The organism is Rhizobium pisi (assembly GCF_003938655.1).
GTDB classification, from domain to species: Bacteria; Pseudomonadota; Alphaproteobacteria; order Rhizobiales; family Rhizobiaceae; genus Rhizobium; species Rhizobium pisi.
Genome location: NZ_RJJT01000013.1, coordinates 156,711 through 181,460, shown reverse-complemented (window position 1 = coordinate 181,460; position 24,750 = coordinate 156,711). Strand labels below are relative to the sequence as shown.

21 protein-coding genes and 1 tRNA gene are annotated in these 24,750 nt (G+C 61.9%); 14 read left to right on the top strand and 8 right to left on the bottom strand.

Annotated elements, in window-relative coordinates; all coding sequences use genetic code 11:
* Positions 1-152: 152 nt before the first annotated feature.
* Positions 153-830: a TetR/AcrR family transcriptional regulator gene (locus EFD55_RS19895; protein ID WP_125846751.1), complete on the bottom strand. Its 678-nt coding sequence runs from the start codon at positions 828-830 to the stop codon at positions 153-155.
* 197 nt (positions 831-1,027) lie between these two features.
* Between EFD55_RS19895 and EFD55_RS19890 the strand changes: the two genes are divergently transcribed.
* The 7 genes from EFD55_RS19890 (at position 1,028) to EFD55_RS19860 (ending at position 9,745) form a co-directional block, all read left to right on the top strand.
* On the top strand, positions 1,028-2,314 hold the full coding sequence (locus tag EFD55_RS19890; RefSeq protein WP_125846750.1) for an ABC transporter substrate-binding protein: 1,287 nt from the start codon (positions 1,028-1,030) through the stop codon (positions 2,312-2,314).
* Positions 2,315-2,317: 3 nt separating this feature from the next.
* Positions 2,318-3,277, top strand: a complete 960-nt coding sequence (locus EFD55_RS19885) for a carbohydrate ABC transporter permease (protein WP_165504847.1) — start codon at positions 2,318-2,320, stop codon at positions 3,275-3,277.
* Positions 3,270-4,154 (top strand): carbohydrate ABC transporter permease, encoded by an 885-nt coding sequence (locus EFD55_RS19880; RefSeq protein ID WP_125846749.1) that lies wholly within the window; start codon positions 3,270-3,272, stop codon positions 4,152-4,154. The genes EFD55_RS19885 and EFD55_RS19880 overlap by 8 nt, the downstream gene beginning before the upstream one ends.
* A complete protein-coding gene (locus EFD55_RS19875) occupies positions 4,154-5,251 on the top strand; it encodes a Gfo/Idh/MocA family protein (protein WP_183736769.1) in 1,098 nt (365 codons plus the stop codon). Before EFD55_RS19880 ends, EFD55_RS19875 begins: the two co-directional genes overlap by 1 nt.
* Positions 5,252-5,277: 26 nt before the next feature.
* Positions 5,278-6,354: an ABC transporter ATP-binding protein gene (locus EFD55_RS19870; protein WP_125846747.1), complete on the top strand. Its 1,077-nt coding sequence runs from the start codon at positions 5,278-5,280 to the stop codon at positions 6,352-6,354.
* Between the two features lie 64 nt (positions 6,355-6,418).
* On the top strand, positions 6,419-7,294 hold the full coding sequence (locus EFD55_RS19865) for a choline kinase family protein (RefSeq protein ID WP_125846746.1): 876 nt from the start codon (positions 6,419-6,421) through the stop codon (positions 7,292-7,294).
* Complete coding sequence (locus tag EFD55_RS19860) at positions 7,295-9,745, top strand: GcvT family protein (protein WP_125846745.1); 2,451 nt, start codon at positions 7,295-7,297, stop codon at positions 9,743-9,745.
* A 129-nt stretch (positions 9,746-9,874) separates the two neighbouring features.
* Here the strand turns inward: EFD55_RS19860 and EFD55_RS19855 are convergent, their stop codons facing one another.
* Both EFD55_RS19855 and uxaC read right to left on the bottom strand, forming a co-directional pair.
* The gene (locus EFD55_RS19855; RefSeq protein ID WP_125846744.1) at positions 9,875-11,332 is read right to left on the bottom strand and encodes a mannitol dehydrogenase family protein; all 1,458 of its coding nucleotides are present in this window, start codon (positions 11,330-11,332) and stop codon (positions 9,875-9,877) included.
* Entirely contained in the window at positions 11,329-12,744 is a 1,416-nt protein-coding gene (uxaC, locus tag EFD55_RS19850) for a glucuronate isomerase (RefSeq protein WP_125846743.1), read from the bottom strand. Before uxaC ends, EFD55_RS19855 begins: the two co-directional genes overlap by 4 nt.
* Positions 12,745-12,921: 177 nt before the next feature.
* Here uxaC and EFD55_RS19845 point away from each other — a divergent pair, with 177 nt between their 5' ends.
* Positions 12,922-13,131 (top strand): SlyX family protein, encoded by a 210-nt coding sequence (locus EFD55_RS19845; protein WP_028757154.1) that lies wholly within the window; start codon positions 12,922-12,924, stop codon positions 13,129-13,131.
* Between the two features lie 48 nt (positions 13,132-13,179).
* Here the strand turns inward: EFD55_RS19845 and EFD55_RS19840 are convergent, their stop codons facing one another.
* Both EFD55_RS19840 and EFD55_RS19835 read right to left on the bottom strand, forming a co-directional pair.
* On the bottom strand, positions 13,180-14,661 hold the full coding sequence (locus EFD55_RS19840) for an NAD-dependent succinate-semialdehyde dehydrogenase (RefSeq protein WP_125846742.1): 1,482 nt from the start codon (positions 14,659-14,661) through the stop codon (positions 13,180-13,182).
* Between the two features lie 64 nt (positions 14,662-14,725).
* Entirely contained in the window at positions 14,726-16,006 is a 1,281-nt protein-coding gene (locus EFD55_RS19835) for a 4-aminobutyrate--2-oxoglutarate transaminase (RefSeq protein WP_125846741.1), read from the bottom strand.
* A 168-nt stretch (positions 16,007-16,174) separates the two neighbouring features.
* Between EFD55_RS19835 and EFD55_RS19830 the strand changes: the two genes are divergently transcribed.
* From EFD55_RS19830 to EFD55_RS19820, 3 genes are all read left to right on the top strand, one after another.
* Positions 16,175-16,984: a MerR family transcriptional regulator gene (locus EFD55_RS19830; protein ID WP_125846740.1), complete on the top strand. Its 810-nt coding sequence runs from the start codon at positions 16,175-16,177 to the stop codon at positions 16,982-16,984.
* Positions 16,985-17,070: 86 nt separating this feature from the next.
* Positions 17,071-17,697, top strand: coding sequence for a ribonuclease D (locus EFD55_RS19825; RefSeq protein ID WP_125846739.1), 627 nt, complete (start codon positions 17,071-17,073; stop codon positions 17,695-17,697).
* Positions 17,698-17,923: 226 nt separating this feature from the next.
* Positions 17,924-19,465, top strand: coding sequence for a hypothetical protein (locus EFD55_RS19820; protein WP_125846738.1), 1,542 nt, complete (start codon positions 17,924-17,926; stop codon positions 19,463-19,465).
* A 76-nt stretch (positions 19,466-19,541) separates the two neighbouring features.
* Here the strand turns inward: EFD55_RS19820 and rpsA are convergent, their stop codons facing one another.
* The 3 genes from rpsA to aroA all read right to left on the bottom strand — a co-directional run bounded on the left by rpsA (position 19,542) and on the right by aroA (position 23,461).
* Positions 19,542-21,245 (bottom strand): 30S ribosomal protein S1, encoded by a 1,704-nt coding sequence (gene rpsA / locus EFD55_RS19815; protein ID WP_125846737.1) that lies wholly within the window; start codon positions 21,243-21,245, stop codon positions 19,542-19,544.
* Between the two features lie 172 nt (positions 21,246-21,417).
* Positions 21,418-22,071 carry a (d)CMP kinase gene (gene cmk, locus EFD55_RS19810; RefSeq protein ID WP_125846736.1) on the bottom strand — a complete coding sequence of 218 codons (654 nt, stop codon included), beginning with the start codon at positions 22,069-22,071 and terminating at the stop codon, positions 21,418-21,420.
* A 31-nt stretch (positions 22,072-22,102) separates the two neighbouring features.
* On the bottom strand, positions 22,103-23,461 hold the full coding sequence (gene aroA / locus EFD55_RS19805) for a 3-phosphoshikimate 1-carboxyvinyltransferase (RefSeq protein WP_125846735.1): 1,359 nt from the start codon (positions 23,459-23,461) through the stop codon (positions 22,103-22,105).
* 276 nt (positions 23,462-23,737) lie between these two features.
* Between aroA and EFD55_RS19795 the strand changes: the two genes are divergently transcribed.
* The 3 genes from EFD55_RS19795 to EFD55_RS19785 all read left to right on the top strand — a co-directional run bounded on the left by EFD55_RS19795 (position 23,738) and on the right by EFD55_RS19785 (position 24,739).
* Positions 23,738-24,121, top strand: coding sequence for a TIGR02300 family protein (locus tag EFD55_RS19795; protein WP_125846734.1), 384 nt, complete (start codon positions 23,738-23,740; stop codon positions 24,119-24,121).
* A gap of 147 nt (positions 24,122-24,268) precedes the next feature.
* Positions 24,269-24,344: transfer RNA gene (locus EFD55_RS19790), tRNA-Ala, on the top strand.
* Between the two features lie 101 nt (positions 24,345-24,445).
* Positions 24,446-24,739, top strand: coding sequence for a GIY-YIG nuclease family protein (locus EFD55_RS19785; RefSeq protein ID WP_125846733.1), 294 nt, complete (start codon positions 24,446-24,448; stop codon positions 24,737-24,739).
* Positions 24,740-24,750 lie beyond the last annotated feature (11 nt).

The window sequence follows — 24,750 nt, the reverse complement described above, 5'->3', positions numbered from 1 at the left end:
GGAAAGATGCCCGGCCCTTCGGGTTGGCTGAAACGGGCCGGCTGATCGACCGGCCGGCTTGGCCGTAGAACTGCGCTACGACGCGCGCCGGCCGGTCGACCATCCGACTCCGTTTGAGCCAACAGAATGCTGCAATCTAACCCGGAAAGGCTCTAACGCTTGATCGAGGCGAGCGTGACATGGACGATATGCCGTTCCCAGGCATTGAGATGGATCGGCTCGATGAGGTCGCGGCCGAAGATCGTCGAGAGCGTGTACTGGTTGGAGAGGTAGAAATACCCAAGCGAGGCGATCGTCAGGTAGACGTGGAGCGGATCGGCGGTCTCGATGAAGACGCCCTGCGTCTTTCCCCGCTCCAGCACTTGGGAAAGCTCGCCGATCAGATGCGAATGCAGTTCCTTGAGCCGGACGGACTGGCGGAGCCAGCGGGCGCGGTGCAGGTTTTCCGTGCCGAGCAGGCTGAGGAATTCAGGGTGCTGGAGAAAATAACGCCAAGTGAAGAGCGCGAGTTCGCCGATGCCTTCCTCCGGGCTGCGGTCGCCGATATGCAGCGCGCGTTCGGCGGTGCGGATGCCGACATAGGCTTCTTCGAGCACTCTGAGGTAGAGCTGCTCCTTGTCGCCGAAATAATGGTAGAGCATGCGTTTGTTGGTGCCGGCCCGCTCGGCGATGGCATCGACGCGGGCGCCGCCCATGCCGTTTTCGGCAAATTCCCGGGTGGCCGCTTCCAGGATCGCGGCGCGTGTCCGCTCCGGATCGCGTTGGCTCGTCCGCTCTGCAGATGGACGTCGAGACCTCTTCTTCCCCGCATTATCCCCGCCGTCGTTCATCGCTCCACCTCCCTCTCAAATGTTGCGCTCATAAGCCTTCGGTGCGAAATTGTAAAAACCGAATTTGAAAGGCGGCCCGCGAGCCGACCGCTTGACACGCTTGCCGCTTTGCTCGTAGCTTGTAACTAATTGGTTATTTGCGCAAGCGTAACTGATACGGAAGCGTGTGGAGGCGCTTCCCTTTGGAGGAGGAAAAAATGGATCTACGTGTAAATAGACGTAATTTCGTTGCGGGAGGGGCAGCACTTCTGTCGCTCTCCGCGCTGGGAAGCAGCGCGCTGGCAGAGGAAACGCGCCTGCGTCTCCTGTGGTGGGGCTCTCAGCCGCGCGCCGATCGCACCAACAAGGTGTCGGAGCTTTACAAGGCGAAGAACGCCGGCACCACCATCACCGGTGAGTTTCTCGGATGGGCCGATTACTGGCCGCGACTGGCGACCCAGGTCGCCGGCCGCAATGCCCCCGACATTATCCAGATGGACTACCGCTATATCGTCGAATATGCCCGGCGTGGCGCGCTTGCGCCGCTCGAATCCTACATGCCGTCGAAGCTGCAGCTCGATGATTTCGATCCGGCGCAGATCGAAGGCGGCAAGGTCGATGGCCATTTCTACGGCGTCAGCCTCGGTGCCAATTCAGCCACCACCGTGTTGAACACTGTCGCCTTCAAGGAAGCCGGCATCGACATGCCGACGCAGAAGACGACCTGGGAGGAGTTCGGCAAGATCGGTGCCGAGATGACCAAGGCCGGCAAGCGCAAGGGTTATTTCGGCTTTGCCGATGGCAGCGGTGCCGAACCGCTCTTTGAGAACTACCTCCGCCAGCGTGGCAAGGCGCTCTACACGGCGGATTCGAAGATCGCCTTCGGTCCCGAGGAAGCTGCCGAATGGTTCGATATGTGGGCGAAGTTCCGCGAAGCCGGAGCTTGCGTCACCCCTGATATCCAGGCGCTTTACAAGGATTCGATCGATACCAGCCCGCTTACCGTCGGCAAGGCTGCCTGCGACTATGCGCATAGCAACCAGTTCGTTGGCTTTCAGGCTATGGTCAAGGACAAGCTGGCGTTGACCAACTACATGCGCATCAAGCCGGACTCGAAGGGCGGCCATTACCGCAAGCCGTCGATGTTCTTCTCCGTCTCCGCGCAGTCGAAGGTGATGGATCAGGCGGTCGACTACATCAACTTCTTCGTCAAGAATCCTGATGCCGCATTGGCGCTCGATGTCGAGCGCGGCATTCCGGAATCGAAGGCGATGCGCGATGTCGTCGCCACCAAGCTCGACGAAACCGGCAAGGTCCCGCTCGATTATGTCAGCGGTCTTGGCGATCTCGCCGGCCCGCTGCCGCCCCCGCCGCCGACGGGTGCCGGCGAAGGCCAGGTGGTTCTCCGCACGATCTCCGAGCAGGTGGCCTTCGGTCAGCTGACTCCGGCCGATGCCGGCAAGCAGCTTGTCGATGAAATCACGCGACTCCTCGCGCGGGGCTGATCAATGAGCAATGCGATGCGCACGCCCGCAGGGGCCATATCAATGGAAAGATATCAGGGGGCCGTGGCCGAAGGACGCTTCCGGCGCCTCTGGAATGCCAATGCTCCCGGCTATCTCTTCCTTCTGCCATGGCTCATCGGCTTTTTCGGGTTGACCCTCGGGCCGGCCCTGATTTCGCTCTACCTCTCCTTCACCGATTTCGACATGCTACGGTCGCCGGGATGGGTGGGAGCTGCGAACTACGTGCGCATCGCCACTGCGGATCCGAAATTCTCGGCCGCCATGCGCGTCACGCTTACTTATGTCGTCTTGTCGGTGCCGTTCAAATTGACCTTCGCCTTGCTGGTTGCCATGGCGCTGAACCGTGGCGTCAGGGGCCTGCCGATCTACCGGGCGATCTTCTATCTGCCATCGCTGCTCGGCGGCAGCGTGGCGATTGCCGTGCTCTGGCGCCAGCTTTTTGCCAGCGACGGCCTTATCAACGCGGCCCTCGCAACGGTCGGCATCGAGGGGCCGAGCTGGATCTCGCATCCGAGCTATTCGATCTATACGCTGGTGGCGCTGTCCGTCTGGCAATTCGGATCGCCGATGATCATCTTCCTCGCCGGCCTGCGCCAGATTCCGCAGGACATGTATGAAGCGGCAAGCCTCGACGGCGCATCGAAATTCCGCCAGTTCTACAAGATCACGCTGCCGCTGCTGACGCCCGTCATCTTCTTCAATGCCGTGGTCCAGACGATCGATGCCTTCAAGGCCTTCACACCGGCCTTCATCATATCAGGCGGCACCGGCGGTCCGATCAATTCGACGCTGTTCTACACCCTCTATCTCTACCAGGAGGCCTTCGGCAATTTCCGCATGGGCTATGCCTCGGCGCTCGCCTGGATCCTGGTGCTGATCATCGCCGTCTTCACCGCCTTCTCCTTCCTGACCTCGCGTTACTGGGTGCACTACGATGACTGAGATGATGACCGTCACCGCCCCGAAGCCGCCGAGCGACATCAACAAACGCAGCCTTCCCGGCTCGATCATCCTGCATACCATGCTGATCATCGCATCGATCGCCATGGTCTATCCGCTGCTGTGGATGGTCTCGGCCTCCGTCCGACCGCAGGACGAAATCTTCTCTTCCACCTCGCTCATCCCCTCATCGGTAGATTTTTCTTCCTATGTGCGCGGCTGGTTCGGCCTTGATATCAGCTTCGGCCGCTTCTTCTGGAATTCGCTTGTTATCTCGGTACTGACCGTGACCGGCAACGTCGTCGCCTGTTCGCTTGCCGCCTACGCTTTCGCGCGGCTGCGTTTTGCCGGCCGCAATTTCTGGTTCGCGATCATGCTCGGCACGCTGATGATCCCCTATCACGTGACGCTGATCCCGCAATATGTGCTCTTCCTCAACCTCGGCTGGGTGAATACCATCTTGCCGCTTGTCGTGCCGAAGTTCCTGGCAAGCGACGCTTTCTTCATCTTCCTGATGGTGCAGTTCTTCCGCGGCATCCCGCGTGAGCTGGACGAGGCGGCGATGATGGATGGCTGCAGCGCCTTCCGCATCTATTGGAAGATCATGCTGCCGCTGTCGTTGCCGGTGCTGGCGACGGCTGCGATCTTCTCCTTCATCTGGACCTGGGACGATTTCTTCGGGCCGCTGATCTACCTCAACGACATGAACACCTACACGATCCAGCTAGGCCTGCGCACCTTCGTCGACTCGACGAGCGCCTCGGACTGGAGCGGCCTCTTCGCCATGTCGACCCTCACGCTGGTGCCGGTGTTCTTCTTCTTCCTGTTCTTCCAGCGCCTGCTGATCGAGGGCATCGCCACGACGGGCATGAAACGTTGATGGCGGCAACGGGAAAGAGTGACATGAGCATCAAGACGGTCGCGATCGTCGGCTGTGGCATCGGCCGCTCCCACATCGTCGAGGGCTACCTGCCGCATTCCGACAAGTTCAGGGTCCTGGCGATCTGCGACCTCGACGAACAACGCCTGGCGGCAGTCGGAGACGAGTTCGGCATCGAGCGCCGCACCACCTCCTTTGCGGAACTGCTCGCCGACGACACGATCGACATCATCGATATCTGCACCCCGCCCGGCATTCATCTGGAGCAGGTGGTCGCGGCGCTCGCTGCCGGCAAGCATGTGGTCTGCGAAAAGCCGCTGACGGGTTCGCTGGCCGGGGTCGATACGATCATGGAAGCGGAAAAGACCGCCAAAGGCGTGCTGATGCCGATCTTCCAGTACCGCTACGGCGACGGCATTCAGAAGGCCAAGCGGATCATCGATGCCGGCATTGCCGGCAAAGCCTATACGGCCTCGGTCGAAACCTTCTGGCTGCGCAAACCCGAATATTACGCCGTGCCCTGGCGCGGCAAATGGGCGACAGAGCTCGGCGGCGTACTCGTCACCCACGCGCTGCATCTGCACGACATGCTGATGCATCTGATGGGTCCGGCCGCGAGGGTCTTCGGCCGCGTCGCAACTCGCGTCAACGATATCGAGGTCGAGGATTGCGCCTCCGCCAGCCTGCTGATGGAAAGTGGGGCCTTCGTCTCGCTCTCCTGCACGCTCGGTTCGCAAGAGCAGATCAGCCGGCTGAGGCTGCACTTCGAGAACGTGACCTTCGAAAGCACGCACGAGCCCTATACACCAGGCAAGGATCCCTGGAAGATCATCGCGGCCAATGATGATGTGCAGGAAAAGATCGACCGGGTGGTCGGCGACTGGCAGCCGGTCGCGCCGCGTTTCACCACCCAGATGGGCCAGTTCCATGCCTTCCTCAGCGGTCACGGGCCGCTGCCGGTGACATCAACGGATGCGCGCCGCGCGTTGGAACTCGTCACCGCCATCTACCAGTCTTCCGACAGCGGCGCCGAAGTGCCGCTGCCGGTCGGTCCCGACAGTCCAAAATACGCCGATTGGCGCGCAAGAACGAAGTAACCGGCAAAAGAGAGGGTTTTGAGAAGATGGCAACCAGTGTCGTTCTTCAGAAGGTCGAGAAGCGCTACGGCGCGATGGACGTGATCCATGGCATCGACCTGACGATCGATCCCGGCGAATTCGTCGTTTTCGTCGGCCCCTCGGGCTGCGGAAAATCGACCCTTCTGCGGATGATCGCCGGCCTTGAGGAAATCTCGGGCGGCGCGCTGCTGCTCGACAGCGAGCGCATGAACGAGGTGGCGCCCGCCAAGCGTGGCATCGCCATGGTCTTCCAGTCCTATGCACTCTATCCGCATATGTCCGTTTATAAAAACCTCGCCTTTGGTCTGGAGACGGCGGGTTACAAGAAGGCCGACATCCAGCCGAAGGTGAAGCGCGCCGCCGAGATCCTGCAGATCGAGAAACTTCTGGAGCGCAAGCCGAAGGCGCTCTCCGGCGGCCAGCGCCAGCGCGTCGCGATCGGCCGCGCCATCGTACGCGAGCCGCGCATCTTCCTGTTCGACGAGCCGCTGTCCAACCTCGATGCCGAACTGCGCGTGCAGATGCGCGTCGAGATCTCCCGCCTGCACCGCCAGCTCGGCAACACCATGATCTATGTCACCCACGACCAGGTCGAAGCCATGACGATGGCCGACAAGATCGTGGTGCTGAATTCCGGCCGCATCGAGCAGGTCGGCGCCCCGCTCGATCTCTACAACAACCCGGCCAACCGCTTCGTCGCCGGCTTCATCGGCAGCCCGAAGATGAATTTCCTGAAGGCGCGCATCGAGCAGGTCGGCGAGGCGGAAACCAGCATCCATGTCTGCGGCAACTTCGTCCATCTGCCGCGCCGGTTGAACGGCGAGGCCGGCCAGGAGGTCACTTTCGGTATCCGCCCCGAGCATCTTTCCCTTGCCGGGGGCGCCATCGCGCTCTCGACCGTCAACGTCGATCTCGTCGAAAATCTCGGCGGCGCCACCATGCTCTACACCACGACGCCGGACAGCCAACTTCTGACTGTTGCGCTCGACGGCCAGCAGAAGGTGGAGCGCGGCACCAATGTGAAGACCTTCTTCGATCCGGTCCGCTGCCACGTCTTCGATGCTGCCGGCAAGACGATCTAAGCGCTGCTTGACATCAGATCCTCCTCTGCCCCATCATTTCGCAAGGGGCTGAAGGGGAATAAGCATGACGCCTGAGGATAGGATTCATGCGCTTGGCATCTGGCAGGGCCCGCTTGAAATTTCGCCGATAGCAGGCGGCATCACCAACAGGAACTATCTGGTGAGCGATGCCGTCACGCGTTGCGTGGTCAGGCTCGGCACCGATATTCCCATCCATCACATCAACCGGCAGAACGAGCTTGCCGCCAGCCGTGCGGCGCATGCCGCGGGCATATCGCCTGCCGTCATCCATCATTCGCCTGGTGTGCTGGTGCTCGAATATGTCGAGGCGAAGGCGCTGTCGCCGGAAGATATCAGGACACCTGATATGCTGGCCCGAGTCGTCCCGCTCGTCCGCGCCTGCCATCATGACATCGCCCGGCACTTCCGTGGCCAGGCGATGATCTTCTGGGTCTTCCACGTCATCCGCGACTACGCCGCCAGCCTGAAAGCGTCGGGCAGTCCCTACCTTCCCTTGTTGCCTGGTCTGATCGGCAGGGCCGAGACGCTGGAGGAAGCCGCAGGGCCTTTCGAGATCGCCTTTGGCCACAATGATCTGCTGGCCGCCAACTTTCTTGACGACGGCAAACGGCTCTGGCTGATCGACTGGGACTATGCCGGCTTCAACACGCCGCTTTTCGATCTCGGCGGATTGGCCTCCAACAACGAGCTCCCGGAAGCGGCAGAGCGCACCATGCTGGAGATCTATTTCGACCGGCCGCTGACATCAGATCTCCGCAGGCGCTACGGCGCGATGAAATGCGCCTCGCTGCTGCGCGAGACGCTCTGGAGCATGATTTCGGAAATCCATTCCACCATCGATTTCGATTACGCCGCCTATACAGCCGAAAATCTCGCGCGCTTCGAACGCGCCTATCAAGCCTTTGAGCAGGACCAATAAATGACGAAGGAATTACCGAAGACGGCAAAAGCCGTGGTCATCGGCGGCGGCATCATCGGCTGCTCCACAGCCTATCATCTCGGCAAGCTCGGCTGGACCGATACCGTCCTGCTCGAACGCAAGAAGCTGACATCTGGCACCACCTTCCATGCCGCAGGCCTCGTCGGCCAGCTGCGCACCAGCGCCAACATCACCCAGCTGCTCGGCTATTCCGTCGATCTCTATAAGCGGCTGGAAGAGGAGACGGGCCTCGGCACCGGCTGGAAGATGAATGGCGGCCTGCGTCTTGCCTGCAACGAGGAGCGCTGGACGGAGGTCAGGCGCCAGGCCACCACAGCCCAATCCTTCGGCCTCGAAATGCAGTTGCTGACGCCGCAGGAGGCCTTCGATCTCTGGCCGCTGATGACAACAGACGATCTCGTCGGCGCCGCCTTCCTTCCCACAGACGGCCAAGCCAACCCCTCTGATATCACCCAGGCGCTGGCGAAGGGCGCCCGCATGTCCGGTGTTTCGATCTTCGAGGATACCGAAGTTCTCGACCTCGAAATCGACAAGGGAAGGATTCGGGCCGTCGTCACGGCGCAAGGGCGCATCGAATGCGAGCGCGTCGTCGTCTGCGCCGGCCAGTGGACGCGCGCCTTCGCCGCCCGTTTCGGCGTTAACGTGCCGCTGGTCTCCGTCGAACACCAATACATCATCACCGAATCCTTCGGCGTGCCCTCCAACCTGCCAACGCTGCGCGATCCCGATCGCCGGACCTATTACAAGGAAGAGGTCGGCGGCATCGTCATGGGTGGCTACGAGCCGAATCCCATTCCCTGGGCGGAAAAAGGAGTCCCCGATGGTTTCCACTACACGCTGCTCGACAGCAATTTCGACCATTTCGAGCAGATCATGGAGCAGGCGCTAGGCCGCGTTCCGGCGCTGGAAAATGTCGGCGTCAAGCAGCTGCTGAACGGCCCGGAAAGCTTCACGCCCGACGGCAATTTCATTCTCGGCGAAGCGCCGGAGCTGAAGAATTTCTTCATCGGCGCCGGCTTCAACGCCTTCGGCATCGCCTCGGCCGGTGGCGCCGGCATGGCGCTTGCCGAATGGGTGGCGAAAGGCGAACCGCCCTATGACCTCTGGCCGGTCGATATTCGCCGTTTCGGCCGTCCGCATTTCGATACGGATTGGGTGCGCACCCGCACGCTCGAAGCCTATGGCAAACATTACACCATGGCATGGCCCTTCGAGGAGCATTCGAGCGGCCGCCCCTGCCGCAAGTCGCCGCTCTATGACCGGCTGAAGGCGCAAGGCGCCTGCTTCGGCGAGAAGCTCGGCTGGGAGCGGCCGAACTGGTTTGCCGATCTCTTCGCCAACGAAGAGCCGAAGGATGTCTACAGTTATACCAGACAGAATTGGTTCGACGCCGTCGGCCGAGAACACAAAGCGGTGCGCGAGGCGGCCGTCATCTTCGACCAGACCTCCTTTGCCAAATTCGTGTTGAAGGGCAGGGACGCCGAGGCGACTCTTTCCTGGATTGCTTCCAACGATGTCGCAAGGCCTGTAGGATCCCTCGTCTATACCCAGATGCTGAACGACAAGGGTGGCATCGAATGCGATGTGACCGTCGCCCGCGTCGCCGAGGACGAATATTACATCGTCACCGGCACCGGTTTTGCCACCCATGATTTCAACTGGATCGCACGCAATATACCGGCGGCGATGCATGCCGAACTGGTCGACGTCACATCAGCCTATTCCGTGTTGTCGCTGATGGGTCCGAATTCCCGTGCCGTGCTGGAGAAGGTGACCGGCAGCGACGTCTCGAACGCGGCCTTCCCCTTCGGCCAGGTCAGAACCATCGGCATATCAGGCTGCCCGGTACGGGCCCTGCGCATCACCTATGTCGGCGAGCTCGGCTATGAACTGCATATTCCGATTGAATATGCGACCACGGTCTATGACGCGCTGATGGCGTCAGGCGGCGAGTTCGGCCTCGTCAATGCCGGCTACCGCGCCATCGAAAGCTGCCGCCTGGAAAAGGGCTATCGCGCCTGGGGCTCCGATATTGGCCCGGATCATACGCCAATCGAGGCTGGTCTCGGCTGGGCGGTGAAGATGCGAAAGAATATTCCCTTCCGCGGCCGGGAGGCGATCGAGCGGCAGCTTTCGGGCGGCGTGAAGAAGCGCCTCGCCTGCTTCGTCCCCGAAGACGCCGATACCGTACTGCTCGGCCGCGAAACGATCTATCGCAACGGCAAGCGCGTCGGCTGGCTTTCGAGCGGCGGCTTCGGCTACACCCTGGGCAAGCCGATCGGCTACGGCTACGTCCGCAATCCCGATGGCGTTACGGAGGATTTCATTCTCTCCGGCACCTATGAGCTCGATGTCGCAATGGAACGCATTCCCTGCAAGGTGTCGCTTGCACCGCTTTACGATCCCGATATGGCGCGGGTGAAGGCCTGACGACCGGAACTCCCTCATTCCTCTACCCTTGGGTCGAGCTCGAGGGTAGAGGTGACGAGGAGATGTTGTGCCTTGCGGCACCCCCTCGCCTCATCATTCCCAGCCGGAATCTCGGAAAGACTCCAAATCTCAGAACAGCGGCAGCCGGTCGTCCTGAATCAGGATCTCCAGCTTGTCCGAGACATCCTGCGTCCAGGCCCGATGTCCGGTCAAGGCCGTCGGGAAAAGGCCGGGAAGAGTGAAAAGGGCCGCTGAGATCGCCGGACCGGTACGGGGAACATCGGCGATAAGGGCGGCGATTTCTGCGGCGCGGGGATCGCGCAGCTCGTAGCGCTCGCCATTGCCGCGCTCGCCGATCGCATACCGCATCCAAGCCGCGACGGCGATCGCATAGGTCTCCGCCCTGTCGCCATGCGCCAGAGCCTCGCATGCCGGCTCGAGCAGCCGCTGAGGCAGTTTCTGCGTGCCGTCCATGGCGATCTGATAGGTGCGATGCGCGATCGCCTTGTTTGCAAAGCGTGCTATCAATTCACTGGCATAGTCGTCGAGATTGATGCCGGGCACCGCGTCGAGCGTTCGCGCCGCCGCATGCATGTGGCGGTAGGCAAGCGCCGCCAGGCCGGCATCGTCCATCACGTCGCGGATAAATTCATAGCCGCCGATATAACCGAGATAGGCAAGCAGCGAATGGGCGCCATTCAGCATCCGCAGCTTCATTTTCTCGTAGGCCGAGACTTCCTCGACCATCAGCCCGCCGTGTATCTTTTCCCAAGCCGGCCGGCCGTTGACGAAATGGTCTTCGATGACCCATTGCGTAAAGGGCTCCGTCTCGATCGCCGCCATATCCGTGCGGCCCGTCAGCCGCTCGGCGTCGGCATAGGTCGCGTCGGTGCTGGCAGGCGTGATGCGGTCGACCATCGTGGACGGGAAAGGCACGTTCGTTTCGATCCAGCGATGCAGGTCGGGATCGATACGGGAGGTGAATTCCAACACGAGGCGCTTCAGCACCGCACCGTTGCTCGGCAGGTTGTCGCAGCTCAGCGGCGTAAAGGGCAGGATGCCCTTCTGCCGGCGGCGCGCAAGGCCTTCGACGAGATAACCGATGACGCCGCGCGGCGCATGCCGGTTGGCAAGATCGGCGACAATATCGGGGTGCTTCAGGTCGAGGCCGCCTGTCGCGGGATCGAAACCATAGGCCTTTTCCGTCACCGTCATGCTGACGATGCGGATATCGGGGTCTTCGAGCCGCGCCAGCAGGCCGGCCGGATCGCGCGTTGCCACATGCGCCCGCAGAACGGGGCCGATCACCTGCGCCGTCGTGCCTGAGGTGTCGCGGATCAGCATCGTATAGAGGCCGTTCTGCTCGTTGAGGTGATCGGCGACATCGGCGGTGCGCAGGCTTGCCACCTCGATGCCCCAGTCTCCGCCGCCAACGGCAAGCGCTGCATCGGTAAAGGGCGCAAAATGGGCGCGGAAAAAGGCGCCGGGCCCGAGATGCAGAATACCGCTTTTCAGCCGGCTGCGGTCATAGGCGGGAAGCTTCGCCGTCGGGGCGAGGCCGGTAAGGGTTTGCAGTCGTTCGGTCACAGCTTGTAGGCCTTCTTCGCATTGCCATAGGAGAGCTCGCCGGCCACGATCTCGGCTTCCCGCTTGGAAATCCGGTGCTCGGTGGCGAGCTGAGCGAGGAAACGGCAGACTTCGCGCCGCCAGACGTCGTGCCGCGCCGGGATCGAAAGCAGCGCGCGCGTATCGTCGTTGAAGCCCGCCATATTGGCGAAACCTGCCGTCTCCACAACCTGATCGAGATAGCGGCGGATGCCGAGCGGGCTGTCGTGGAACCACCAGGGCGGGCCTATCATCAGGCAGGGCCAGTGACCGACCATCGGCGCCATCTCGCGCGCATAGGTCGTCTCGTCGAGAGTGAAGAGCAGCACGCGCAGGCCCGGCGCATGACCGTATTTGGAAAGCAGCGCATTCAGGCCGCCGACCCAATCCGTCGATGTCGGGATATCGGCGCCCATATTGGCGCCGCGGGTCGCAAAGAGTGCGCGGTCGGTGTTGCGTCTCGAGCCGGCATGGATCTGCATCACCATGCCGTCTTCAGCCGAAAGCCCGGCCATTTCGGTCATCATCTGGCCGCGGAAGAGTTCGGCCTCGCCAAGGGAAAGCGGACCCTTCAGCGCCTTGTCGAGGAGCGCCTGCTTTTCGATGGAGGGCAGATCGGCGGTGAAGGCGGTCGGCACGCCGTGATCGGTCGCAGTCGCGCCGAACTGGCGGAAATAGGCGCGCCGGCGCCGATGCGCCTCGATCAGGCCGTCCCAGCGCGTCACATCAGTGCCGGTAATCTCTCCGAACTTGAGGAGATTGTCGCGGAAGCCGACCGCGTCGGGATCGGTGACGCTGTCCGGCCGGTAAGTGGTACGCACTTTGCCGATCCAGCCGTCCGCCGCCATCTTCTGGTGGTGCACAAGCGGGTCGAGCGCGCCTTCGGTCGTTGCGATCGTTTCGATGCCGAATCGCTGATGCAGTGCCCGCGGGCGGAATTCGGGAAGGGCGAGCTGGGCATTGATGTGGTCGTAGAGCGCATCGGCATTCGCAGCCGTCAGCGGCTCGGTGCAGCCGAGCACGGCCGACATCGCGTGGTCGACCCAGAGGCTCGAAGGTGTCCCGCGGAAAAGATGGTAATGCGCGGCAAAGGTCCGCCAGATCGCCCGCCCCGTTGCAACAGGCTTGCCGTCGAGCCTGGGCACGCCGAGATCGTCCAATGCGACGCCGACGCTGTGCAGCATGCGGAAGAGATAGTGATCGGGAATGACCAGCAGCGAGGCCGCGTCTTCGAAAGGCTTGTCGTCGGCGAACCAGGACGGTTCGGTATGCCCGTGCGGGCTGACGATCGGAAGATTGCGCACCGTCTCGTAGAGATCCCGCGCGACGCTCCGGGTCGCCGGATCGGCCGGAAAGAGCCGGTCCGGATGAAGAAAGCCGTTCCCAACATCCATCAGTATTCCTCCCTGATCGATAAGGGCCTACCCCACAACATCAGGCACGGCAAGGTCTTTCAGTAACTAAACGGTACAGTTTTGCGATGGCTCTCCCACCATCGAAATCATTGACGAGACGCCCTATTTCCGCTTTGCAGAACCATCTGTTCCGCCGCTTCCGGCAAAGGAGGATCGATGTCCGACGAGACGAACCGAATCACCCGGCTGGAGGAGATGCTGGCCTACCAGGCAAAGACGATCGAGGAGCTTTCCGACCAGCTCGCCGAACAATGGAAGACAGTCGAGCAGATGCGCACCAAGCTCGATCGGCTGACGGAACGTTTCCTGTCGCTCGAGGAGCAGTCTCTGGAAGCGCCGGGTATCACCCGCCCGCCGCATTATTGAAAGCACGCGGCGGAATGCCGCGTGCTTTCCTGTTCATAAGGGGGCGCGTCAGACGCCGCCGATGCAGAGATATTTCATTTCCAGAAAGTCGTCGGCGCCATGGCGCGAGCCCTCGCGGCCGAGGCCGGATTGCTTGATGCCGCCGAAAGGCGCCGTCTCGGACGACATCAGGCCGGTATTGATGCCGATCATGCCGTATTCCAGCGCTTCCGCCACCTGCCAGACCTTCTTCAGGTCGCCGGCATAGAAATAGGCGGCAAGACCGAACTCCGTATCATTGGCCTGGGCGATGACGTCCTCGACCGCTTCGAAGCGGAAGAGCGGCGCCACCGGCCCGAAGGTTTCCTCGCGCGCCACCTTCATGCCGCGGGCAACGCCGGTCAGCACCGTCGGCGCGAAGAACGTGCCGGCGCCTTCGATACGCTTGCCGCCGGTCAGCACTTTGGCGCCCTTGGCAAGCGCGTCGCTGACATGGTCTTCCACCTTGGCAAGGCCCTGTTCGTCGATCAGCGGCCCGATCACGACGCCTGCCTTGAAGCCGTCGCCGACAGACATCTCGGCGACCTTCGCGGCAAGCTTTGCGGCAAAAGCGTCATAGACCTTCGATTGGACATAGAGACGGTTGGCGCAGACGCAGGTCTGGCCGGCATTGCGATACTTGGAGGCGATCGCGCCCTCGACGGCAGCGTCGAGATCGGCATCGTCGAAGACGATGAAGGGCGCGTTGCCGCCGAGCTCCAGGCTCACCTTCTTGATCTGATCGGCGCACTGCCGCATCAGGATGCGGCCGACCTCGGTCGAGCCGGTGAAACTGATCTTGCGCACCTTTTCGTTGCCGCAAAGCTCGCGGCCGATCGCTGGACCGTCGATACCGACGATGACGTTGAAGACGCCGGCGGGAATGCCGGCCTGCTCGGCGAGCACCGCAAGCGCGATCGCCGTCAGCGGCGTCTGTTCAGCGGGCTTCGACACGACGGTACAGCCGACGGCAAGTGCGGGGGCGATCTTGCGGGTCATCATCGCCGCCGGGAAATTCCACGGCGTGATCGTCCCGACGACACCGACCGGCTGCCTGATGACGATCATGCGTTTATCGTCCGAAGGTGCGGGGATCGTCTCGCCATAGATGCGCTTGGCCTCTTCCGCATACCATTCGATATAGGCGGCGGCATACAGGATCTCGCCGCGCGCTTCGGCGAAGGGCTTGCCCATTTCGGCGGTCAGGATCGCCGCGAGCTCATCGGCATTGGCGACCATCAGGTCGAACCATTTGCGCAGGATGGCGCTCCGCTCCTTGGCCGGGCGGGCAGCCCAGGCCGGCTGCGCGGCATGGGCCGCATCGATTGCCGTCCGCGTGTCAGTAGCGCCCATGTCGGGCAGCGAGGCGAGCAGTTCGCCGGTTGCCGGGTTGAGCACGTCGAAGGTCTTCGTGGCATCGCCTGCCGTCCAGGCGCCGTTGATATAGCCGGCGTCGCGCAGGAGAGGCGAGGAAAAGGGAACGTGCTTGGTCAGTGCGGTGGTGAAAGCCATATCGTACTCCTTGGGAGTGCGGCTGCCGTTTACCGGCAGCCATTGAAATCCGGTTGCGGCGCGGTTACTTGCCCGCGCTCGCCTCCAGCATCGAGGCTTCGAGAATGTCGAGCGCCTCGCCGAACACCTCGTCCTGGATGGTGATCGGCGCGAGGAAGCGGATGACGTTTCCGTGGACCCCGCAGGTGAGCAGGATCAGTCCCTTGTCGAGCGCGATCAGCCGCACCCGGTTAGCGAATTCGGCACTCGGCAACCCCGTCGCCTTGTCGTTGAACTCGACGGCGTTCATGAAGCCTGGTCCACGAATATCGACGATCTCCGGCACCTTCTCGCGCAGCGATTCCAGCCGCTGCTTCAGCCGCCCGCCGAGTTGGTTGGCGCGGTTGCAGAGATCCTCGTCCGCGATGACGTCGAGGACGGCATGGGCGGCTGCGATGCCGAGCGGATTGCCGCCATAGGTGCCGCCGAGCCCGCCCGGTCCCGGCGCGTCCATGATCGCGGCGCGGCCGGTGACGGCGGCAAGGGGAAAGCCGCCGGCAAGGCTCTTTGCCATCGTGGTCAGGTCAGGGGCCACCTCGTGATGGTCCATCGCGAACAGTTTGCCGGTGCGGGCAAAACCGGTTTGCACCTCGTCGGCGATCAGCAGGATGCCGTGCTGGTCACAGAGTTCGCGCAGCGCCTTCATGAAGGCGGCCGGCGCCGGATAGAAACCGCCTTCGCCCTGCACCGGCTCGATGATGATGGCCGCGACGCGCTGCGGATCGACATCGGCGGCGAAAAGCTTCTTCAGCGCCGCAAGCGACTGATCCGCGGTGACGCCGTGCAGCTCGACCGGGAAGGGAACATGGAATACGTCGCCAGGCATTGCGCCGAAGCCGACCTTATAGGGCACGACCTTGCCGGTCAGCGCCATGCCCATGAAGGTCCGGCCGTGGAAGCCGCCGCCGAAAGCGATGACGGCCGAGCGGCCGGTTGCGGCGCGGGCGATCTTGACGGCGTTCTCGACCGCTTCGGCGCCTGTGGTGACGAAGATCGTCTTCTTCTCGAAATCACCCGGCACGAGCATGTTCAGCCGTTCGGCGAGGTGCACGTAGCTCTCATAGGGCACGACCTGATGGCAGGTATGGGTGAAGCGATCGAGCTGTTCCTTGACCGCGGCGATGATCCGGGGGTGGCGGTGGCCGGTGTTGAGAACGGCGATGCCGGCGGCGAAATCGATATAGCGGCGGCCCTCCTTGTCCCAGATTTCGGCATTCTCTGCGCGATCTGCATAGATCTGGGTCGTCACGCCGACGCCGCGGGAAATCGCGGCATTTTTCCGGTCGGTAAGGCTTGTTCCGTTCATCTATACGCTCCTGCGCTGAAAGGGCTTGAGAACTATCTTGCATAAGTTCTGCAAGACATGTAGAAAATTCCTACATTTTTCCTGCAAGAAAACAAGTGGGATTTTTTGCTTCAAACATCACGCCTTTTGATGAATGCTTCGGGCGATTTGAATCGAGGATATCGGCGGATGAATGATAATGGGCCTGTGCGCTACAAGGTGGCGGAGGCCGCGCGGCTGGCGGGCGTTTCGGCCTCGACCTTGCGCCTCTGGGAAAGCCAGGGCCTCGTGGTTCCCGGGCGCTCCGAAACCGGCCACCGGCAATACAGCGCCGATGATGTGGCACGCCTGAAGCGGATCTCCTGGTATCGTGTCGAGCGCGGCCTCAATCCGGCGGCGATCCGCGAGGCTCTGGAGGGCGAGGAGCCTTCCGCCGATGGCGGGGAAACGAGCCAGGATTCCGGTCTCGGCCGCAAGCTGCGCAGCCTGCGCCATGCGAGCGGCAAGACGCTCGATCAAGTGGCCGGCGACATCGGCATCACCTCTTCGACGCTCTCGACGCTCGAGCGCACCTCGCAGGGTGTCAGTTTCAAGACGCTGCACGATCTTGCCGAGTATTACGGCACCACCGTCTCCCGCCTTTCCGGCGAGGAAAACGAGGACGAGCTGGCGCTGGTACGTGCCGGGGAATGGCGCAACTGGCCGGAAACGACGCCTGGAGTCACGGTGCAGATTCTCGCCGACGGCCGCAGGATGATGGATTGTCACCGTTTCGTACTGGCGCCGGGCGCGACAAGCGAGGGCGCCTATCGCCACGAGGGCGAAGAATTTATGCATATCTTGTCCGGCCGGCTCGAACTGGTGCTCGATAGCGATCAGTTCTTCGATCTCGGCCCGGGCGATTCCCTCTATTTCGAAAGCCGCCGTTACCACTCCTGGCGCAACCGCCACGACGGCGAAACCGTGCTACTCTGGATCAACACGCCGCCGACCTTCTGAACTCGGTGGCAAGAGGAAAGCGGTTTCGCACTGAGCGCCTTTGCGCTATAGCGCCACAGGGATGCATTTGAACGAAAGACAGTCTCATGGCGGCCACCATACGGTATCACGAAGGCGATATATCAGCGGCCGACGTTGCCCGCTATACCGGCGCGATCGCCATCGACACCGAGACGCTCGGCCTGGTGCCGCGTCGGGACCGGCTTTGCGTCGTCCAGCTTTCCCCGGGTGACGGAACCGCCGACGTCATCCGCATCGCCGCCGGCCAGAAGCGGGCCCCCAATCTCGTCGCCCTGCTCGAAGACCCGACCCATCAGAAGATCTTTCACTACGGCCGCTTCGACATCGCCGTGCTCTTCCACACCTTCGGCGTCACGACGACACCGGTCTTCTGCACCAAGATCGCCTCGCGGCTCTGCCGGACCTACACAGATCGCCACGGCCTCAAGGACAATCTCAAGGAGATGCTCGACGTCGATGTCTCCAAGGCGCAGCAATCCTCCGATTGGGCGGCCGAGACGCTGTCGCCAGCCCAGCTCGAATATGCCGCGTCCGATGTGCTTTATCTGCACGCCCTGCGCAATAAGCTGACCGAGCGCTTGATCCGCGACGGCCGTTTCGACCACGCCACGGCCTGCTTCGAGTTCCTGCCGACCCGCGCCAAGCTCGACCTGCTCGGCTGGGAAGAGGCCGATATCTTCGCCCATAGCTGACGAATTGTCTTCATTCGAGGGTTTTCACGGCCGTAGGCGAGCTTCGTCTGCGGCTGTTAGCGATTCATTAATGTCTCTTTTTTAATAATTGATTTAATTTTTATGCATTCGATGACGCCAGAATTGCGTCATGCGGACAGGAGGATCTGCTGGGATGCAAGGGGCCGGATGAGCGCGGTCCTTTTATAGAGCCTGCTTTCATCGTCACTTTACGAAAGGGCATGCCATGTTGTCTCCCGTTCGTGCAGCGTCCAATGCAAGCTTTTCGTCCCAAGGTCAGGCCGCGGCGATCGTCGCCGAAGGCCTCGGCCGTTCGGTGGTCGCGCCTGCCCCTGTCAACGCTGTCGAAGCCACTGACCTGAATTCCGCCATTGCCGGCAAGCTCAATATTCTCCTCCTTGCCGCGCGTGAGCGCATGGTCGAAGCTTTGTTCGATGTCATCGATGCGGCCGGCCGCTCGATCTCGCTGGATCGTGGCGAGGACGAGACCAATCTTGCCTTCGCCTCCCGGCTTGCCGATGCCATCCGGCGGCTGCCGGCCGCCAGGATCGACGAGGTCGAGCGCCAGTTGACCGACCAGGGCCATAGCCTGCCGCTCCGGATGATCGCCGAAGCCCTGAAGAACCCGACCGGCCCGCAGGCAGCCCGTATCATCGCCTATCTGGAAATCGTCCGCTACAAGGACCGCGATCTCGCCGCCCGCGCCGTCATGCGCTCCTACGGCCAGAACGATGCTTCGCCGGTGCGCGCCGAAGCCCGCCCGGAGATCCAGCTGCACGAGGACAGCCTGCCCGCCACCGCGCGCCAGCCGACGGAAAAGATGCCCTTGCCGGGCGAGCCGCCGATCGAGGCCGCGGAGCTTGCGACGGCCGAAGAAGCAATCATCGCCGACACCATGCAGGCTATCGATCCGGAAGGGCCGCAGCCAGAAAACCACACCGAACCCGCTCCGGTGACGGCCAGGGAGGTCACCCCGGAAAAATCTGTCTCGCAGGAGATCGAACCCCGGCAAATCCTGCCGGCGGAGCCGGCAAAAGCAGACGATATCGGAGAGACGGCGGAACCACCCGCCATCCAACCGCGCGCGACGTCGGAAAAGGCCGATCCGGTCATCCCCAGGAACTGGACGGGAATCGTCGCCTCCATGACCGAAGAGGCTTCGGAGATGATCGCCACCATCATCCGCGAGCAGGAGATCGAGGCCGTGCTGGAGTATGGTCCCGTCGAGGCGGCGGTGGAGATCGATGCGATCCTCGATGAAGCCGTCATCAGCGACGCGACCGAGACCTTGACCCGTCAGCCGGCGGAGTTCACCGCGCCCGATGCAGGCCCGTCCACCGCGCCTCGCCCATCACAGATGGATATAGAGATCGCGGCTGCGGCTGCCCGTCAGCCGAAAGAGATCTCCGCGCAGACGGAAATGACGCCGGTTCCCCAGGCGGCCGAAGCTTCCTATGTGCCGCTGGCGGCAAGGATGCCGGAAGGGCTCGCCTATACCCAGGTGCCTTACCAGTTCGCCAAGGATATGCTGCCGAACGAAAAGGCAGGCGACACGCATCACCAGCACCACCGCGACGACGCCTCTGAGGATCAGCAGCAGGCGCAGTCCGGCGGCGAGGACGCCGAGCCAGACGGCGAAGAAACCGACGCAGCACCTGCGCGAAGGACTCCGAGGATGATCGATGCCGAACCGGTGGCTCATCAGCCGGCAGGCGCGGCCGCCGACCCGGTCTATGCCCTCTATCAGCGCATGGTCGGCTGGGAATAACTTTCTTACAGCCTGAAAATGAAGAACCCGCCGGATCGCTCCGGCGGGTTCTTCAATTCAGAGACCGTTGCGAGGCTTATTCGCCGCCGCGGTTCTTCAGGGCTGCGCCCAGGATGTCGCCGAGCGAAGCGCCGGAGTCGGACGAACCGAACTGAGCGACGGCTTCCTTCTCTTCCGCAATCTCCAGAGCCTTGATGGACAGCATGATCTTGCGGTCCTTCTTGGAGAAGTTGGTGACGCGGGCGTCGACGACCTGGCCGACCGAGAAGCGCTCAGGACGCTGCTCGTCGCGGTCGCGGGCGAGGTCGGCGCGACGGATGAAGGAAGTGATGTCTTCGTGGTTGACGAGCTTCACTTCGATGCCGCCGTCGTTGATCGCGATGACTTCGCAGGAAACGACTGCGTTCTTGCGCAGGTCGCCGGAAGCTGCTGCTTCGCCGACTGCATCCTTGCCAAGCTGCTTGATGCCGAGCGAGATGCGTTCCTTCTCGACGTCGACGTCGAGAACGACAGCCTTGACGACGTCACCCTTGTTGAACTCCTCGATGACCTGTTCGCCCGGGCGGTTCCAGTCGAGATCAGAGAGGTGAACCATGCCGTCGACATCGCCGTCGAGGCCAATGAACAGGCCGAATTCGGTCTTGTTCTTGACTTCGCCTTCGACTTCAGTGCCAGCCGGATGGCTGCGGGCGAATGCTGCCCACGGGTTTTCCAGCGTCTGCTTGAGGCCGAGCGAGATACGGCGCTTGGACGGATCGACTTCGAGAACGACGACTTCGACTTCCTGGCTCGTGGACAGGATCTTGCCGGGGTGAACGTTCTTCTTGGTCCAGGACATTTCCGAGATGTGGATCAGGCCCTCGATGCCCGGCTCCAGCTCGACGAACGCACCGTAGTCGGTGATATTCGTGACCGTACCGGAAATCTTCTTGCCTTCCGGATACTTGGCCTGGATGCCATCCCACGGATCGGACTCGAGCTGCTTCATGCCGAGCGAAATACGGTGGGTTTCCTGGTTGATGCGGATGATCTGAACCTTGACCTGCTGGCCGATGTTCAGGATCTCCGACGGATGGTTCACACGGCGCCATGCCATGTCGGTGACGTGCAGCAGGCCGTCGATGCCGCCGAGGTCAACGAACGCACCGTAATCGGTGATGTTCTTGACGACGCCGTCAACAACCTGGCCTTCTTCGAGGTTCTGAACGATTTCAGAACGCTGTTCGGCACGGGATTCTTCCAGAACCGTACGGCGCGAAACCACGATGTTGCCGCGGCGCTTGTCCATCTTGAGGATTTCGAAGGGCTGCGGGTTGTGCATCAGCGGAGTGACGTCGCGGATCGGACGAATATCGACCTGAGAACGCGGCAGGAAGGCGATCGCACCATCGAGGTCGACCGTGAAGCCGCCCTTGACCTGGTTGAAGATAACGCCTTCGACGCGCTCGCCGGCTTCGAACTTGGCTTCGAGCTTGACCCAGCTTTCTTCGCGGCGAGCCTTCTCGCGCGACAGAACGGCTTCCCCGAGCGCGTTTTCAATACGCTCAACGTAAACTTCGACTTCGTCGCCAACCTTGAGCTGGCCATCCTTGGCGCGCGCGCCGAATTCCTTGAGCGCGATGCGGCCTTCGACCTTCAGGCCGACGTCAACAACGGCGACATCCTTTTCGATGCCCGTGACGATACCCTTGGTAACATAGCCTTCAGCCAGATCGTTCTTGGCAAAGGACTCTTCGAGAAGGGCCGCGAAATCCTCGCGAGAGGGAGTTGCTACTGACATAAAATCTCCTGCGTGGCCTTCGATAGTTTCAAGGCTCACGTATGCGCCGGTTGGTTCGAGTTGAATGGGCCTGAACCCAGTCCGCCCTCTTTCAAGAAGGCAATCCGGCGCTTGGACGGAATTTCAGGCTTGCTTTGCATGAGCGTCCCGCGCACGAAGCACGGAAAACCGCTTATTTTGAGGCATTTCGGCTCAAGGCGGCGTCGATAAACGATTTAGCAGCCTGAAACGCGGCCTCTATACTCATTTCCGACGTGTCAAGCAAGTGTGCATCGACCGCCGGTTTCATCGGACTATCAGCCCTATTCGTGTCGCGATCGTCGCGCCGCTTGACGTCTTCGAAGATCGCATCGAAATCCGCCGTTGTCCCCTTGCCGAGGATCTCCTCGTAACGGCGTCTTGCGCGCACCTCCGGCGACGCCGTCACATAGAGTTTCACCGGCGCATCCGGGCAGACGACGGTGCCGATATCACGTCCGTCGAGCACCGTTCCCGGCGCCTTTGCCGCAAACCGCCGCTGCGCCTCGACAAGCGCGCGACGTACCGCCGGCATGACCGCTATCTTCGACGCGGCTTCGCCGATCTCGTGCCTGGAAAGTATATCACGATCCAGTCCGGCAAGTTCAACCTCCCGCGCGATCTTTTCGGCCACCGCCTCGTCGTCGAGCGGCAGGCCTGCATCGAGCAGCGCCTTGGCCGTGGCGCGATAGGTCAGGCCGGTGTCCAGATGATGGAAGCCGTATTGCTCGGCGATGCGGCGCGAAAGCGTGCCCTTGCCGGCTGCCGCCGGGCCGTCGATGGCGATGATGAAAGTCTTGGTTGTCATGCGATCAATCCTGCGGCGGCTGGTCCACTAATCATTCCGGCACCTCTTCGATCCTTGCTCCGAGACCGGTCATCAGCGTCATGAATTCGGGGAAGCTGGTCGCGATCATTGCCGCGTCGTCGATCGTCACAGCATGCTCCGCGGCAAGCCCCATGACAAGGAAGCCCATCGCGATGCGATGATCGAGATGCGTCCTGACTTCACCGCCGGCAGCGTTGCCAAGCCCCTTGCCATCAGGCCGGCCGCGCACGACGAGAAAATCCTTGCCCTCCTCGCAGTCCGCGCCATTGAGCTTCAGCCCGTCGGCGACGGCGGAAAGACGATCGGATTCCTTGACGCGCAGTTCCTCCAGCCCCTTCATGGCCGTCGTGCCTTCGGCGAAGCAGGCGGCGACGGCGAGGATGGGATATTCGTCGATCATCGACGGCGCCCGTTCTTCAGGCACGGTCACGCCCTTGAGTTCGGAATGCCGCACCCGCAGATCCGCGACGTCTTCGCCGCCGGCAAGGCGCGCGTTCAGCACCTCGATATCGGCGCCCATTTCCTGCAGCGTCAGGATCAGCCCCGTGCGCGTCGGGTTCATCAGCACGTTCAGGATGGTGATGTCCGAACCGGGGACGATGAGTGCTGCGACCAGCGGGAAGGCGGTGGAGGAGGGATCGCCGGGCACGTCGATGACCTGGCCGGTGAGCCTGCCCCGCCCTTCAAGCCGGATCGCGCGTACGCCACCCTTATCAGTCTCGACAGAAAGCGCGGCGCCAAAACCCTGCAGCATCTTTTCGGTATGGTCACGCGTCATCACCGGCTCGATAACGGTTGTGATACCGGGCGTATTGAGCCCGGCAAGCAGGACGGCAGATTTCACCTGGGCTGAGGCCATCGGTACGCGGTAGCGGATCGCGCTCGGCATTTTCGGGCCGCGCAGCGTTACCGGCAGCCTGTCTCCCGCCGATGCGCTGACCTGCACGCCCATTTCACGCAGCGGATCGAGAACGCGGCCCATCGGCCGTTTCGAAAGCGATGCGTCGCCTGTGAAGGTAGAGGAGAAATCGTAAGTGCCCACGAGTCCCATGGTCAGCCGCACGCCGGTGCCGGCATTGCCGAAATCGAGCGGTGCCTCGGGCGCGAGCAACGCGCCGTTGCCGGTGCCGTCGATCACCCACTCTGCGCCTTGCCGATGAATCCTGGCGCCCATCGCCTGCATCGCCCGGCCGGTATTGATCACGTCCTCGCCTTCAAGCAGTCCGGTAATCCGCGTTTGCCCGGAAGCGAGCCCGCCGAACATGAAGGAGCGATGCGAGATCGATTTATCGCCGGGAATGCGGACGACGCCGGCAAGATTTACGGATTTACGGGCGGTGACGGGCCTTGGCCGAGAGCCGTGCGACATGGCGTAATCCTTTGCAAATGCGGCACATTTCCTCCGCCGTTCCGATCCGGGCGGTGGCAATTTTCTGGCCGTTCTGCGGCTGCCGCGGCTCGTTAACATAAACGCGCCGGGCGGTCATCTGCCGGCATGCGAAAAACCCCGCACGGCGATCATAAAGTTTGGCTTTGACATGGGAAGCAGCAGCGATTAAGGGGACCGGCTTATAAATTCCGATGGAACGCCGGCTTGAACGGCATTTGCCGAATTTTGAATTCGGCCATTCTCACGAGGCTTATAGTGGCGAAAGCGGAACTTGGAACCAAGCGTACCGATCCGGAAACCGGCAAGAAGTTTTATGACCTGAACCGGGATCCGATCGTCTCTCCTTATACCGGCAAGTCCTATCCTCTGTCCTTCTTCGAAGAAACCTCGGCGATTGCCGACGTTGCCGAGGAAGACGAGGTCGCGGAAGTCGATACCGAAAACACCGAAGTCGAACTGGTGTCGCTGGAAGATGCCGATGATGCCGCCGCCGGCGACGACATCCCCGATATCGGCGACGACGATGTCGAAATCGAAGGCGACGACGATGACGATACCTTCCTCACACCCGACGAGGACGATGACGACGACGACATGAGCGACATCATCGGCGTGACCGGCGACGAAGACGAAGTCTGATCGACGAATGACGGCCCGGATGACAAAAAAATTCCGGGCCGGGTTTTTTAGGCTTGCTATCTGCGAAAACCGCAAGTAATAAGCCGCCACTCCGAAGGGCACGCCCTGACGAGTATCCCAGGACCGGCCACGCCGGACCGCCTTGATGGGGCTATAGCTCAGCTGGGAGAGCGCTTGCATGGCATGCAAGAGGTCAGCGGTTCGATCCCGCTTAGCTCCACCACGCTTCGCCCTTACGGGCTTCGCGTGGCGCAGCCGCGGGAAACCGTTAGGCCGAAGCAGTGCCCGGCATAGCCCGAAGGGCGACGACGGGCTGAAGTGCTGATGTGGTATGTCTATATTCTCCGCAGTGTCGATTTTCCCAATCAGGAATATACCGGGTCCACCGCAGATCTGAAGCAGCGCTTTGCGGCGCACAATGCGGGAAAATCTGCCCATACCGCCAAATTCGCACCGTGGAATTTGCTTTGGTATTGCGCCTTTCCCGACAAGCACAAAGCTCTTGAATTCGAAAAATATCTAAAATCGCATTCTGGTCGGGCCTTTGCCAGGAAGAGATTGGTCCAGCCGAATCTGGATCCCCGTCCCCTCACCAATTGGAAGGTCGATTCCGATTGAGAACCGCCTGC